The organism is Paenibacillus cellulosilyticus (assembly GCF_003182255.1).
GTDB lineage: Bacteria > Bacillota > Bacilli > Paenibacillales > Paenibacillaceae > Paenibacillus_T > Paenibacillus_T cellulosilyticus.
The window spans coordinates 558,198-573,047 of sequence record NZ_QGTQ01000002.1 but is presented as its reverse complement, the minus strand read 5'-3'; the positions used below and the strand labels follow the sequence as shown (position 1 = coordinate 573,047).

The window sequence follows — 14,850 nt, the reverse complement described above, 5'->3', positions numbered from 1 at the left end:
GGGAAGTACAGGTCGATCCAGCGCACGATACGATTACCCAGACTGGTAGACTGTCCGGACCAGTATTCACGGGTACTCATCATGGCTTTTATGCATTGAAACACAGGCTGTTGCGGCGAGTAATCCGTGTAGTAGCCACGGCTGACCACGTCAGCAATGACAAGTGCATCCTTCGGGTCATTTTTAGAGGGGCTGTTGTCACGGTTTTCCTTGTTACGATGCGTGGTAACCGGATTGACTAACACGACTTCAATGCCCTGCTCTAGCAGCCAATCCGCAAGATTATGCCAGTAGTGGCCGGTTGGCTCCATGCCAACGAGGAATGAACTTTTGTTATGTTTAGCACTCGCTTCTCGAAACCAATGGAATAGCTTCTCGAAGCCCTCTTTCGTGTTCGTAAAAGAAAGGTGACGTGAAGTTAGCGTGCGGCCGCGAAAATCTGTGATTTGTGCAGCGTGTACATCTTTTGCAATGTCGATCCCTACGATGATGTGATGATTGGTAATTCGTTCAATCCGTTGATTAGTTGCGTCGTTTCGAGTAAACTTCATTATTAAGCGCCTCCTGATGGGTATTAGGACATTGATCCGTTCAACCCCCATCATACGAGGCGCTCCTTTTTTTGTCCAAGCTCAATTCTTAGACTCTACAGGAATGTTTACAACCGAGGATGGTCCATTCAAGGCTGGATAAGCGTTGTGGCAACCGTTTGCGTGCTAGGCCAACTGAATTTGGCAAAAAGGCACCAGGCAATCGCGCTAGCAAGCGCATGCCTGGTGCCTTATTCATTATAGTAATTAAGCTTTCACGTTCAGGAGAATCGAAGCGTGTGGTGCAAGCTCGAATGCGAGCTTGTCCAGCGAGCCGAGGTCTTGGCGCTCCCACAGGTCGCGAACCGAACCTGCTTGCGCAAAGCCGAGTGCGGACCATTCAGCCGATACAGCTTGCTTCTCTTCACCAACGTTGAACAGTGCAACGTTGAGGGAGCCGTCGGCTGCATCGGAAGCCCATACAACACGGCCGTCTTCACGGCTGATAAGACGTGCATTGGAGCCTTCGCGCAGAACGCGGATCACTTCCTCGTTCGTCAAGAGCGAGTTCGTCCAGTCGTCGTTATCGCGCAGCTCGCCGCCAAACATGAGCGGGGAGCGGAAGATCGACCAGAGCGACATCATCGTACGCTGCTCGTCGCGCGTGAAGCGCGTCATACGGTCAGCGCCGCCGCCATCAACGGAACGGATGCCGATGTGGCCGAGCGGCAGCATGTCGCAGTCCGGCCAGTGGCCGGGACCAACATGGGGTGCCCAACGCTCGCAGCGGTCGAACATGTCGAGCAGCAGATGCCAGATGTCCCAGAAGTCGTCCGTGATACGCCACATGTTCGCGTTCTCGATCAGCTCTTGCGCGCGATCGACTGGCGCTGGTCCTGGGGACAGGCTGAGCACCATCGGGCGACCGCATTTGTCGATCGATTTGCGAATCATTTTGATCTCATCCATATGGATGCCGTACAGACGGGAATCAGCGATGTCATCGACTTTAATGTAGTCAACGCCCCACGAAGCATACAGCTGGAACAGCGAGTCATAATACGCTTGCGCGCCTTCTACGTTCACGTCGAGACCGTACATATCCGTGTTCCAAGGACAAATCGAGTTCGGATGCGCGATTTGACGCGCCGTTGCCGTCGTGCCGAGCAATGCCGTATCTGCATGTGCAGCTTGGCGTGGAATGCCTCGCATAATGTGAATGCCGAATTTCAGGCCCAGACCGTGTACATAATCCGCCAGCGGCTTGAAGCCTTGGCCGTTCGCAGCGGATGGGAAACGGTTCACCGCTGGCATGAGGCGGGAATACTCGTCCATTTCAAGCGGTACATATTTGCGATAGTGGGAGGAATTCGCGCCTGGCTCCGACCATTGGATATCGACTACGATCGTATCCCAGCCGAATTGCTTCAGGTTTGCTGCCATATAGTCAGCGTTGCCGCGCACGTCGTCTTCATTTACGGCTGCGCCGTAGCAGTCCCAGCTGTTCCAGCCCATTGGCGGAAGCTCTGCATAATTATGATGCTTATGGTTCGTCAATGTAGTAACCTCTCTTCTGATAGTTTCTTGCTGCATGAGGAGCAGCTGTTCTTAACTGCGTAACATGCTATTATCCCTATCATATTGCAAAGAAAGGAGCTTGCCTATCCCAACATCTTGCGAATGGGTTGTAAAATCTTGCGCATATGCTGGATGATCGGGCATGCCTTTACGTATAGATGTTCAGCCGGTCGATCGATGCGGTTGCCCGCCCTTCGCGGAACTCGCCCGGCGTACAGCCTACCCACTGGTGAAATACTTTCGTGAAGTAGCTGGCGCTGGAATAACCCAGCTGCTCCGCAATCGTAGATGAATGGTAGGTTGAGCCGCGCAGCAGCTCTGCTGCACGTTCCATTCGCAGCTTCGTGACGTAGGTCATTGGCGGCATGCCGACATAGCGGGTGAAGGCGCGTGACAGATGGAACTTAGACGCGCCTGTCGCTGCGGCAATCTCGTCGAGATTGCTGAAGGCGACGCAATCTTGTTCGATCAGCTCGGCTGCGCGGCGAACAGCGTCCGGCCAGTTGTCCCGGGCTTGATGATCGGCACTGGCGGAGCGCAGCAGATCCATCAGCAATTGGTAGACAGCCGCGGATGCTTGATAGGCGTCCTGCAGCCGATTCTGCTGGGCGTCGGTGTACAAGCTGCGAAGGGTGCGGACTGTAGGACTATCGACAGGAAGTGAGGGAACGCTGCCAAGCTTCCTTATAATATCGGCCCACAGACCTTCCGCATGCTGTTGGCGGAACAAGGCAAAATAAAACTCCCAGTACTCGCTTCCCTCTGGCAGATAATAGCGGTGATCGCCGGGAATGTCGACGAGAAAGGCTTGTCCCGCTTCGAGTATGTGTGTCGTATCTCCGATTCGGATGGCACCGCGGCCGGAAACGGTGTATTGGAGCAGATAGAGTGGGCCGTCGACACGCTTCAGGCCGTCCCAATCGTAGTTCATATCGCTAACGCGATCGAAGCCGACGGCAAACGGACGGAACAACGGACCGACCTGCTGCTCAGCGAAGCGATAGCCGTACGTACCGTATCGGATAGCAGCTGTTGTCAAAAGCATAACCTCCTATCGGAATTTATGGATTAGGCGCACGTTTAGATTGGACTAACAATAGAATAGCCTGTGAAATCGATAAGAACAATCGGTATTCATCTTGACAGCGGAATGGTTGTCTATGACAATGAAGGAAGGCCTTGTGCCATTTTGTATGTTCTATGGAATTGGATATAACCCGTTGACCGGATGCACTGGAAACGAGATCGAAGAAAGCCTAAGGAGGCGCACTGCGATTTCGTTTTTTTTGTATACCGTCAACAAGCTGTACACAACCCATTAGGAGGTTTTCATGACCATGTCCAATGAGAAACAATGGCGTCCCGAAACACAAGCGGTACACGCCGGCCAAGAGATCGATCCGACAACGCTGTCGCGGGCTGTTCCAATCTATCAGACAACATCCTATGGCTTCCGCGATACGGAGCATGCCGCAAATCTGTTCGGTTTGAAGGAATTCGGCAACATCTATACACGGATCATGAACCCGACGAGTGACGTATTCGAGAAAAGAATCGCAGCGCTCGAAGGCGGCGCAGCAGCGCTTGCTGTGGCATCCGGTCAAGCCGCAATCAGCTACTCGATCTTCAATATTGCTGGCGCGGGCGACGAGATCGTCTCCTCTTCCACCCTGTACGGCGGAACTTATAATCTATTCGCTATCACACTGAAGAAGCTTGGCATCACCGTGAAATTCGTGGATGCGTCCGATCCGGAGAACTTCCGTGCGGCGATTACGCCGAAGACGAAAGCAGTCTTCGCAGAAACGATCGGTAATCCGAAGGGCGACGTGCTCGATATTGAAGCTGTTGCAGCGATTGCGCACGAGAATGGTCTTCCGCTCATCGTGGATAATACGTTCCCGAGCCCGTACCTGCTTCGCCCGATTGAATTCGGCGCAGATATCGTCGTTCATTCCGCAACGAAATTCATCGGCGGCCACGGTACTTCGATTGGCGGCGTTATCGTCGACAGCGGCAAATTCGACTGGTCCGCGAGCGACAAGTTCCCAGGCCTGACGGAGCCGGATCCAAGCTACCATGGCGTCGTATATACGGAAGCAGTCGGACCGATTGCTTTCATCATTAAAGCGCGCGTCCAGCTGCTCCGCGATCTCGGCGCTTCGCTGTCGCCGTTCAACTCGTTCTTGCTGCTGCAAGGTCTCGAGACGCTGCATCTGCGCATGGAGCGCCATAGCTCCAACGCACTGGCGGTTGCTAAGTTCCTCGAGGCGAACGAGTCCGTCGAGTGGGTTAGCTATGCTGGTCTTGAGAGCCATCCATCGCATGCGCTCGCGACCAAATACCTGCCACGCGGTCAAGGCGCGATTTTAACATTCGGTATTCGTGGTGGGCTCGAAGCGGGACGCCGTCTGATCAATGCCGTTCAGCTGTTCTCGCATCTGGCGAATGTCGGCGACTCCAAGTCGCTCATTATCCACCCGGCGAGCACGACACATCAGCAGCTATCCGAACAAGAACAGCTGGCAGCTGGCGTGTCGCCAGGATTGATTCGTCTGTCGATCGGAACGGAAGCGATTGAGGATATTCTCGACGACCTCGGTCAAGCGATCAGCGCGGCCGTGTTGCCGGCGGGACAACCGACCTAATTGCGGCGTGATTGAATAATATATGGAATAAAAGATACCGGCTTCCGCCATGTGCGGGAGCCGTTTTTTTCGTTAGGTGCACCTTTTGAGGCGAGAGAGCGGCGTTTTCATGGCAGGATGTGGCGAAATTGTAGCAGAAGGCTGAGATTTATGGTTGCTGAAGCATATGTATCGCAGCTTGTTGTGGAGTGAATAGGTCTACTTAGGTAATGGTGTGGGACGGATTGTAGGACTGCATGAGGAGAAAGCCGGGTACTTGTGGCATGTGTGACGGAAAGCGCAGTACGGATGGTGCTTCTTTATTTAGGTGCCACTGGAGGGCAAGGAGGCGTATGGCCTAGAGAGCTCACCATCGTGCATCGCAAGTCCCCCGAGCTGTGGTTCCCTCTTTGCGGTCACGCAACTGTGATTGCGTCGTTGCGTGGCAATTTAGACGGGCGAAAGTCCGTGCTGCTATGGCATTCCTGGAATTTGTGGGGGTTTTGTAAAAAATGTTTCCAAGGTCGGACAACGCAAACGTATTTGCATTCACGCAAAAATGATTTTTATTTACAAATAATAGCATAAATGATAGACGGTAAGTTTATTTTGTATGCTATTTCTAGAATCGAATGTGTCAAGATTAGGAAATAAAGCGCAGTCCATCGTTGGATAAATTGATTTTGCATGCCTAATTGAAAATATTACCTTGTCCCCTCATTCGCCCGTAACGGGTTGTGACATAATCGAGTCGAATCGAATGAAGCAGCTTGATGGAAAAGGATGGAGGTTAATGTCGATTGACCAAAGAACTTGATCTGAAATTGATCGTATCGCTCATTCGGAAAAAACTGTGGATCGTGCTCGTCATAGGGGTGATAGGGACGGCGGCCATAGGAGCATACAGTACGTGGTTCACGAAGCCGGTCTATCAGGCGTATACGAAGCTCATTGTTAATTCGCCGGTCGCAAAGGCCGGGGGGTTCCAGCTTGATTTGAACATGATCAATACGAATCTTAGCTTGATTAACACGTACAAAGAAATTATTAAAACGCCGTCCATTATGAGCCTGGTTGTCGAGAAGCACCCTGATATTGACGTGTCCCCCGAGCAGCTGATGAAGGGAATCCGATTCAGCTCGGTGAATGGCACGCAGGTTGTCACGCTTTATTATCAAGACACGGACTACAAGCGGGCGGCAAAGATCGTCAACAGTGTATCCCAAGTGTTCCAATTGCAAATCCCGAAAATCATGAAGGTCGACAACGTGTACCTGCTGGACATGGCTGACGCGGACAAAATGCCATCTCCAGTTAAGCCGGATATTGCGCTCAATATGGCAATCGGGGCAGTCGTTTCGGTGCTGCTCGGTATTGGTCTGGTGCTGCTGCTCGATTACTTCGATGATTCCATCCGGACGGAAGATGATGTGCAGCATTACTTGATGCTCCCAGCGCTCGTATCCGTGCCGTACATGAAGCAAGGGGACATAACGCCGAAGCAGCGGAGTCAGCCGCCGCAGGAGAAAGATACAAAGGCAGGTGTAGCGCGTGTCTCCTAATTCCAAAATGCGATCCATCATTGCCGACACGAATCCGATGTCGCCGATATCGGAAGCGTACCGCAAGCTGCGCACGAACTTGAAATATTCAGAGTCCGAGAAAGCGCTGAAGGTGCTCATGATCACTTCGGCTGGCGCAAAAGAGGGCAAATCGACGACCGCGGTCAATTTGGCCACGGTTTATGCACAAGCAGAACAGCGTGTGCTGCTGCTCGATTGTGATATGCGCAAGCCAACCGTTCATCAGACGTTTTCGGTGTCAAACCGCAGCGGTCTGTCTCAGGTATTATCCGGTCAGGCGGAATGGGCAGAAGCGGTCCAATCGACCCGTATCAAAAACGTGCATGTGCTGACGTCAGGTCCGGTACCGCCGAATCCGTCCGAGCTGCTGGATGCGTCGCGGATGGATCGATTGCTGGAGCAGCTGCGAGAGCACTATGATGTGGTGCTGATTGATACGCCGCCAGTACTCGCTGTCAGCGATGCGCAAATTATGGCGACGCGGTGTGACGGCGTACTTCTCGTCGTCAACGCCCGAGGGGCGAAACGTCGAGAAGCGGTGAAGGCACGAGAAGCGCTGCTGCTCGTAAAAGCAAGAATCGTTGGTGTGGCGTTAAACGGAACACCTCCGAAGGAAGGGTATTCTTACTACGAATATAGCGAGCAAAAGTAAGCGGCGGCTTTGCTGCTGCTTTTGTTCTCAGCAATTCAATTCGGATTTCGTATACTCACAAAAGTTTAGTTGATGCTTTCGATGCTACTTTTGCTTCATGCAATCCAATTTGGATTGCATATTCCCACAAAAGTTTAGGAGGGACATGATGTTCGGGACTCTTCGGATGAAATTGTTCGTGGCCTGGGACTTGGCAGCTGTACTGCTTAGCCTGTATGGTGCGCAGAAGCTGATGGCCAGCACCGGGATGACGGTGTGGAAGGCAGGCGATTGGCAGTGGCTCCTCTACGCGGCGGTCTCAGCGCTGATAGGCGGCTGGTGCATGGTAGGGCTTCGGCTGCACCGGCGCATTTGGCAATATGCCGGCATCGAGGAAGCGGTATCGCTGATTAAAGCAGCAGTCGCTGCAGCAGCTGTGCCTTACGTACTTTTTTCGCTGGCGGAAGGTCGGGCGCTTCCGGTGCTGCTGCTTACGCACCATGCGCTTGGCATGGTCGCGGTGGCTGCGGGGCCTCGCCTTGCATGGCGGGCATTCTGCCACAAGTTTGGTGCGCGCAAGCCAGCCAATGGCCGCAAGACGCTCATTATCGGAGCGGGCAACTGCGGAACGCTGATCGCTCGCGATATGCTGCAAAATGACGGCATGCTTATGACGCCTGTTGGCTTCATAGACGACGATCCCTACAAGCAAGGGATGCATGTGCTCGGCCTGCCCGTGTTTGGTGGCAGACGAGACATTCCATGTGTAAGTGAATCGCGCCATATCGACGACATTATTATCGCAATGCCATCCGTATCGAAGACCCAAATTTCTGAAATCGTCCATATTTGCAAGAAGACGAAGGCGAAGCTGAAGATCGTGCCTGATTTGCAGGAAATGATCGATAACCGCAGCGGTGCCTTTCGGGTCCGTGACGTACAGGTGGAAGACTTGCTGGGACGTGATCCAATCAGGACCGACCTGGAGCATATCGCAGGTTATGTGAGCAGCAAGGTTGTACTCGTGACCGGTGCTGGCGGCTCCATCGGCTCCGAGCTGTGCCGACAGATTGCACCGTTCGCGCCGGATCGGCTGCTGCTTCTTGGCCATGGCGAGAACAGCATCTACTCGATCGAGATGGAAATGAGGGCGCTGTTCCCGTCGCTGCCGATTGAAACGGTCATTGCGGACGTACAAGATCGCGAGCGGATTGAGGAAGTGTTCCAGGCCTATCGGCCCGAGGTTATCTTCCATGCGGCGGCTCACAAGCATGTACCGCTGATGGAACGCAATCCGGCGGAGGCAATCAAGAACAATGTGCTGGGCACGAAGAACGTATCCGAGTGCGCGGACATCTATGGCGCAGAACGCTTCGTGCTGATCTCGACCGATAAGGCGGTTAACCCGACAAGTGTCATGGGAACGACGAAGCGAATCGCAGAGATGTTTATTCAAAGCTTGGACAAGCACAGCAAGACGAAGTTCGTCGCGGTTCGGTTCGGCAACGTACTTGGCAGCCGAGGCAGTGTCATTCCGCGGTTCAAGGATCAGATCGCCAAAGGGGGACCTGTTACGGTAACGCACCCGGAGATGGTGCGATATTTTATGACGATACCAGAAGCTGTACAGCTGGTCATTCAAGCCGGCGCTTTCGCCAAAGGCGGGGAAGTGTTCATTCTCGATATGGGCAAGCCGGTCAAAATCTACGATCTTGCCGTCGACTTGATCCGCCTATCCGGTTACGAGCCGAATGTCGATATCGATATCCGTTTCTCTGGCATAAGAGAAGGCGAGAAGCTGTATGAAGAGCTGCTGACAAGCGAGGAAGGACTTACGTCCACGATGCATGACCGGATCTTCATCGGGAAGCCGGTTCAGTTGAATCGAACGGAGCTTGAATTCGAGATTCGCAAGCTGGAACAGGTTATCGCCCATGAGCCTGAAGCAATCCGCGCGGTACTGAAGCATCTCGTGCCGACGTATTCCAACGTCTCATGAGTGCGGAAGCGCAGCAGGCGCAAGCGGCGAACTTGCCTCGTGCCGATGGGACGAACTCGATGCGCAAGCGTCTTGCCCGCGGAGGCAGCATCAGCTTCCTGATCAATTCCGCGGGAATGGGGCTGTCCATGCTCATGCAGGTCGCGCTGGCACGTATGTTGGGAGCGGAGGGATACGGCTTGTTCGCTTTCGTTACGACGATTACGACATTCGTTGTATTCCCAGCCAAGCTCGGCTTCGATACGACGATCGTGCGCATGGCGGCGGCTTATCGGGCGAAAGGGGAGTGGGCGCTGCTTACCGGGCTGCTCCGCCGAGGCAATCAGTTCGGACTAGCGCTTTCATCCGCGGCGGCTGTTATTGGAATCGCTGTCGTCCTCGTACAATCGGGAGGTGAAATGTCCGAGCGTACGGTGACCTATGCAGCAGGCTTCGCGACCGTGCCGCTGCTGACGCTGGCGACGCTTCGGCAAAGCGCGCTGCAAGCACTCAAGGATGTGCTGTTTGCGCAGATGCCGGAGAAAATCATTCGCCCGATTCTAACAATCGGCTCGCTTGCCGCCGCTGCATCACTTGGATGGAAGGCTGACGCTGGAACAGCGATGTTGTCATTCGCCGTATCCGTCATCCTCTCTTATGTGATCGGAGCGGTTGTCCTTCGTAAGCGTCTACTGCCGCATACGTCGGGTCTCGCGCCGCGCTATGAGACGAAAGGGTGGCTTCGAATTTCGACGTCGCTCATGATCAATGCGGGGATGTACCTTGTGCTTGGACAGCTGAATGTGCTCATGATGGGCGTAATGATCGATGAGACATCAACGGGTATTTTCTCTGCGGCAGTCCGTTTGGCATCGCTCGTGTCGTTCATGTTTACAGCCATTAACATGACAGCGTCGCCGCTCGTATCCGAGACGTATGCCCGGGGCGATATGAAGGGGCTGCAGCGGGTATGCGAAACGTCTGGCCGCGCAGGATTTTTGTTCGCGGCAGTCGTTTTCGCAGGCCTTGCCATTGGTGGAAGATGGGTGCTCGGCTTTTTCGGCCCGGCGTTCCACGATGCTTATGTGCCGCTGCTCATTCTAGCTGCAGGCCAATTGTACAGCTCGTTCTGCGGGCAGAACGGCACAGTGGCGACGATGACAGGACGTACATCCTCGCTTACGAAGGTGTTGATTGCCGCAGCGATCGTCAATGCGCTGCTTAACGCAGCGCTTATCCCGACAATGGGAATGGTCGGCGGAGCGATTGCAGCCTCATTGTCTGTGGCAATGTGGAACACGGCAATGGTCGTGATCGTCAAGCGGCAGCTCGGAATCCAGACGATGGCTTGGCCGGTGCGGAGCAGGAAGGACTAACTACAATGCGTCGAGCGGTCATGTGAACCGCAGGCATTAATACAGACAGAGGAGAGGTGCGACAGCAATGAAAACCGTGTTGCTTGCGGGCGTTCCGCAATCGCCGAATTTGGGGGACGGGCTAATCGCCTTGACGTTGAACCGGCTGATCGCGATGCGGGGAGCCCATCGCGTCATTCATTTCGATCTGCTGCATGGACATTGGGAGGCTGAAGAGAGCCATCTGGCCGCAGCGGATTCGGCGCGGCTGCCGGTGGCGGCTGGCGCGGAAACCTTATCTTCGCCTTCGACGGCGGGACAGCTGCCGAAGAAGACAAGAGAAGAGGCGGCCGTGGGACGGCCTCAACTAGCTGTTTCCCAATCGGATGTCCGGATACAACTGAACGGGTCAGGGACATCCAAGCGGATGACACCGGATACGTTAAGGCGTTGGAAGGCATATTGGCTCGACAGACGCCGCAATGCCAAGCTGAATGAGCCGCTGCGGAAGGCGGTAGCGCAAGCGGATGCGGTATTCATCGGCGGCGGCCATCTGCTCATCGATACGTACTGGACATTCCCGCTTGCGGTGCGCCGCATCGCGGCTGAGGCCAAGCGTCAGCGCAAGCCGCTGCATCTGCTGCTCGTCGGAGCGCGTGGGCCTTGGAGTCGCCAGGCAACACGCTGGCTGCTTGGCGCATGCCGATATGCAACGACGATTGCGGTGCGCGACGAGGATTCGCGCAGCTTCCTGCTGGGCATGGATGCATCGCTATCCGCGAAGACAGTAGCGCTGGCCGACCCCGCACTCTATACGCCGGAGACGTTTGGTCTGCCGGCAGTGGGCCTGCCGCAGGCGATGGGACATATAGCTGGACGTTCCGCAGCACATACGGTGAAGCCTGCGAATGCGAATACCTGGCCTAAGAGTGGCTCGGGCAGGCGCCCTATCGTCGGGCTCGGCATTATGGACCCTAATGAGATGAACCGCCACTGTCCCTATCGATGGGAGCGGGAGGCTTGTGCCGCTTGGTGGCAAAGTGCCGCCGAGACGCTGGCAGCGCGAGGCTGCGAGGTGCGGCTGTTCACGAATGGAGCGGCATCCGACAATGCGTTCGTGGAGCAGTACGTCAAGCCCAGGTGCACAGACGTGCCGCATACGACGGTGATCCATTATCCCGCAACCGTTGCGCAGCTGATGGACAGCATTGCAGACTGCGATGTGGTGATCGCGCAGCGGCTGCATGCGTGCATCCCGGCGATCTCGCTGGGCAAGCCGACGCACGGCATTATCTGGGACCGGAAGCTGGAACATATTTTTGCCGAGCTGAATTTGGCGGAGCAGCTGATCGACTTCCGAATTCCTGCCGAAAGAACGTTTGGTAAGATCGCCCTCGATGGGCAGCTGCCGGACGCGTTCCCTCCTGTCTTGGAACGGAAGAAGCGGGAGCTGTTCGAGCATATCGGGAGCATACTGCCATGAGTAATAAACGCAAAGTGCTGCATGTCGTAGGCAAAATGCATCCCGGCGGCATCGAGTCGCTGCTGATGAATGTGTATCGGCATATCGATCGACGTCAGTACGAATTCCATTTTGCGGTGCAATCCTCGGAGCCAGCGTTCTATGACGATGAAATTCGTGAACTCGGCGGCAAGCTGTTCGTTCAGCCGCCGCCGAGCCAAGGACTTGCCGCATTCCGCCGTACCTTCGAGGAGAACGTAAGGCGCAATGGGTCTTACGATGCGATTCACAGCCATGTATTCGGGTTCAGCGGCTACATCCTCAAGCTGGCGAAAGGGCTGGGCATTCCAGTCCGCATCGGTCACAGCCACAATACGAACGACAGCAAGCAGACATCGCTGCAGCGTCGAATTTATCGCATGTATATGCGGGTACTCATGCGCCGCAACGCGACTCGCATGCTGGGCTGCTCCAGAGACGCGTGCGAATCGTTGTTTGGACGGCAATGCTGGCATGACGGACGCGTTGACGTATTTCCAAATGCGATTCCGCTGTCTCCGTTCGCAGCGCTCCCGATTGACCGAACGCTGCTCCGCAGCCGATTCGGCGCAGAGCAAGATGATTGCTTGATCGGGCATATCGGACGATTCAGTCCGCAGAAGAACCATGCACTGCTGCTGGATGCGTTCGCTCAATTCGTTCTCATCCGTCCGAATGCAAGACTGCTGCTGGCAGGGGATGGCCCGCTTCGTCCGGAGATGGAGCGCAAGGCTAAGGCGCTCGGGCTAGAGGAGCGCGTACGGTTTCTCGGTCTGCGCAGCGATATCCCGGAGCTGCTTGGCACGCTGGATGCGTTCGTCCTGCCTTCGCTGTACGAAGGTCTTGGCATCGTGCTGATTGAGGCGCAAGCCGCAGGCGTTCCGTGCCTTGTCTCTAGCAGTGTGCCGAAGGAAGCGGATCTGTCGCTCGGAATGCTGCAAAAGCTCGGAACGGATGAATCGCCGCAGCGATGGGCGGAAGCCATGGACGGCCTAGTAGGCATGCATGAAGGTGTTCCGACTTGGAATGAACGGGAATTCGCGCTCGGGCAGCATGGCTATGACATTCGCGTCGCGACGGCGGAGTTGGAGCGAATGTATGAAGGTTGATTATGCGGCGTCCCGCTCAACAGTCAGGCAAATGCTGCTGCTCGTCTACATCATCGTTTTGCCGATTACGGGACGGTGGCTGTTCGAATGGGATGTTCGGATGGCGCTCGTTGCGTTCTTCGCGCTGCTGCTGCCGATGTTCGCTTTGTTTCGATGGCCCCATGCGCCGCTGGCGCTGATGACGGGATTCATCATCATGCTCGTCGGCAAGCTGAGCTATGCGATTACGACGGACCCGCTGGCGGGGCCGGATGAAATTCACTATTACGAGCAGGTAACGGGATTCGAGCGGCTGTCGCAGTTTCTGCCGTACGCGATGGAGCATTTTCAGACACAGTGGATGAACATTTCGGCTTATCCCGTGTTCGGGCTGCTGTATATGCCGTTCTACAAATGGCTGCAGCTTGAAGATCCGCTCGCAATCATATGGTTGAACACCGTTCTGCTCATGCTGACTGTGAACAGCGCGTACCAGCTGAACGATCGTTATTTCGCCTACCAGCTTCCAGAGGGGGGCAAGGAGACGTTCGACCGGACGCTTATTTTCACACTGCTGGCAAGTCCGTCACTCATGTACATGTCTTCGTTGTTCGCGAAGGACGTGACCTGCGTTCTGCTCGGGTTGTATGGTGCTAGCCTGATGCTTCGCCGCAAATGGCTGCTCTTCATCGTCATTATCGCTTATGCGACCGGGCTGCGAGATTATGCGATCGTGTATACGCTATGTTTTTATTGGCTGTACTCGCGTCGTCTAATAGCTGCCATTGGCGTCATGGCTGTGGCTTGTGCGATTATCGTGCTGCAGATCGGCCCGCTCGGAATAATCAATGCAGGGATGCTTACGATCTTTCTTTTTATAAGTCCGAACCCTATCAATCTCAGCAATTGGGAGCCAGAGCTGATGCTGCGGACAGCCGAGGCGCTGCTTATGACGATTGTGCTTATCGCTTCAGTCTATCAGTTCGCTCGGCGCAAGGAGACACGGCCGTTCTATACGATTGCGTTCGTCCTCATGTTCACTTATGCCTGTGCGCTTGTGCTGGTCGGGTACGTAACGGTCACGGGACGATCGCTGGAATACGGTCTTGGGACGATCGGCGACAACATGGTGCGGAAGAAACTGCCGGTTATCCCGCTCATCTATACGATATGCGCGTACACATTAGCCTGGAGCGGAGGCTTGTCCATCTTGAAACGTCTGAAGATTCTGTCAAAATCATCGAACGCGATCCTCTTCGATCGGCTGCTGCCGCCAAAAGGCGGGACTGAACACGAAGGAGGTGCAGCCATTGAAAGGTAGAGGGAGAGAGGCTTTCAGTCGATTCCGTCCCGTGCTCCGATTCGTAGAAAAGCTGCTGGGTCTCGTTCCGAGGCCGCTTCAGAAATGGATGTGGACGCTCAGCGACCTGCTGCCTGATTTGCCCGGCACAGCGCTGCGGTACTGCCTGCTCCGCAAATTGGCTCATCGGTGCGGAGACAACGTCTTGATCGGCCGAGCGGTTGAGCTTCGGTATCCCGAGCGAATGTCGATCGGGTCCAACGTGAGCATCCATAAGCAATGCTACGTGGATGCCTATGGAGGCTTAACGATTGAGGACGAGGTATCGATCGCGCATCAAAGCTCGATCGTCTCGTTCCAGCATACATGGAGCGACGAATCGTTGACGATTCGAGATAATCCCGTGACGGGCGCTGCGATATCAATCGGTCGCGACGTCTGGATTGGCTGCGGCTGCCGTATTCTGGCCGGGGCAAGCATCGGCAGCCGATCCATCGTCGCTGCGGGCGCAGTCGTCACCAAATCGGTTCCGGCAGGCACGCTGGCAGCGGGTGTTCCTGCACGGGTAGTGAAGACAATCAGCCGCGCGGAGCAGGTACATCCTGTCGCGGCTGCAGCTGCGGAGTGAGTAGTGAGTAATGTTCACGCGGCAGAAATGAAGAAGCAATTGACTTTAAGG

The 14,850-nt window shown here is 55.0% G+C and carries 12 protein-coding genes; 9 read left to right on the top strand and 3 right to left on the bottom strand.

The features are described 5' to 3' along the window. The 3 genes from DFQ01_RS05090 to DFQ01_RS05080 all read right to left on the bottom strand — a co-directional run. On the bottom strand, positions 1–551 hold a 551-nt coding region (locus tag DFQ01_RS05090), incomplete at its 3' end, for an IS110 family transposase (protein ID WP_146216836.1). A gap of 246 nt (positions 552–797) precedes the next feature. Beyond that, entirely contained in the window at positions 798–2,045 is a 1,248-nt protein-coding gene (locus DFQ01_RS05085) for a glycoside hydrolase family 27 protein (protein ID WP_245946545.1), read from the bottom strand. A 211-nt stretch (positions 2,046–2,256) separates the two neighbouring features. Continuing rightward, positions 2,257–3,147, bottom strand: coding sequence for a helix-turn-helix domain-containing protein (locus tag DFQ01_RS05080; RefSeq protein ID WP_174812545.1), 891 nt, complete (start codon positions 3,145–3,147; stop codon positions 2,257–2,259). A 298-nt stretch (positions 3,148–3,445) separates the two neighbouring features. Between DFQ01_RS05080 and DFQ01_RS05075 the strand changes: the two genes are divergently transcribed. The 9 genes from DFQ01_RS05075 (at position 3,446) to DFQ01_RS05035 (ending at position 14,799) form a co-directional block, all read left to right on the top strand. Then, entirely contained in the window at positions 3,446–4,756 is a 1,311-nt protein-coding gene (locus DFQ01_RS05075; protein WP_110042776.1) for a homocysteine synthase, read from the top strand. A gap of 779 nt (positions 4,757–5,535) precedes the next feature. Then, complete coding sequence (locus tag DFQ01_RS05070; protein ID WP_110042775.1) at positions 5,536–6,297, top strand: YveK family protein; 762 nt, start codon at positions 5,536–5,538, stop codon at positions 6,295–6,297. After that, positions 6,287–6,970: a CpsD/CapB family tyrosine-protein kinase gene (locus DFQ01_RS05065; protein ID WP_110042774.1), complete on the top strand. Its 684-nt coding sequence runs from the start codon at positions 6,287–6,289 to the stop codon at positions 6,968–6,970. Before DFQ01_RS05070 ends, DFQ01_RS05065 begins: the two co-directional genes overlap by 11 nt. Positions 6,971–7,118: 148 nt before the next feature. Then, the gene (locus tag DFQ01_RS05060) at positions 7,119–8,948 is read left to right on the top strand and encodes a polysaccharide biosynthesis protein (protein WP_110042773.1); all 1,830 of its coding nucleotides are present in this window, start codon (positions 7,119–7,121) and stop codon (positions 8,946–8,948) included. Then, a complete protein-coding gene (locus DFQ01_RS05055; protein ID WP_110042772.1) occupies positions 8,945–10,303 on the top strand; it encodes a flippase in 1,359 nt (452 codons plus the stop codon). The genes DFQ01_RS05060 and DFQ01_RS05055 overlap by 4 nt, the downstream gene beginning before the upstream one ends. A 67-nt stretch (positions 10,304–10,370) precedes the next feature. Continuing rightward, complete coding sequence (locus DFQ01_RS05050) at positions 10,371–11,765, top strand: polysaccharide pyruvyl transferase family protein (RefSeq protein WP_110042771.1); 1,395 nt, start codon at positions 10,371–10,373, stop codon at positions 11,763–11,765. Continuing rightward, on the top strand, positions 11,762–12,892 hold the full coding sequence (locus DFQ01_RS05045) for a glycosyltransferase family 1 protein (RefSeq protein ID WP_110042770.1): 1,131 nt from the start codon (positions 11,762–11,764) through the stop codon (positions 12,890–12,892). Before DFQ01_RS05050 ends, DFQ01_RS05045 begins: the two co-directional genes overlap by 4 nt. Beyond that, on the top strand, positions 12,882–14,192 hold the full coding sequence (locus DFQ01_RS05040) for a hypothetical protein (RefSeq protein ID WP_110042769.1): 1,311 nt from the start codon (positions 12,882–12,884) through the stop codon (positions 14,190–14,192). Before DFQ01_RS05045 ends, DFQ01_RS05040 begins: the two co-directional genes overlap by 11 nt. Next, positions 14,182–14,799 (top strand): acyltransferase, encoded by a 618-nt coding sequence (locus tag DFQ01_RS05035; RefSeq protein WP_245946530.1) that lies wholly within the window; start codon positions 14,182–14,184, stop codon positions 14,797–14,799. The genes DFQ01_RS05040 and DFQ01_RS05035 overlap by 11 nt, the downstream gene beginning before the upstream one ends. Positions 14,800–14,850 lie beyond the last annotated feature (51 nt).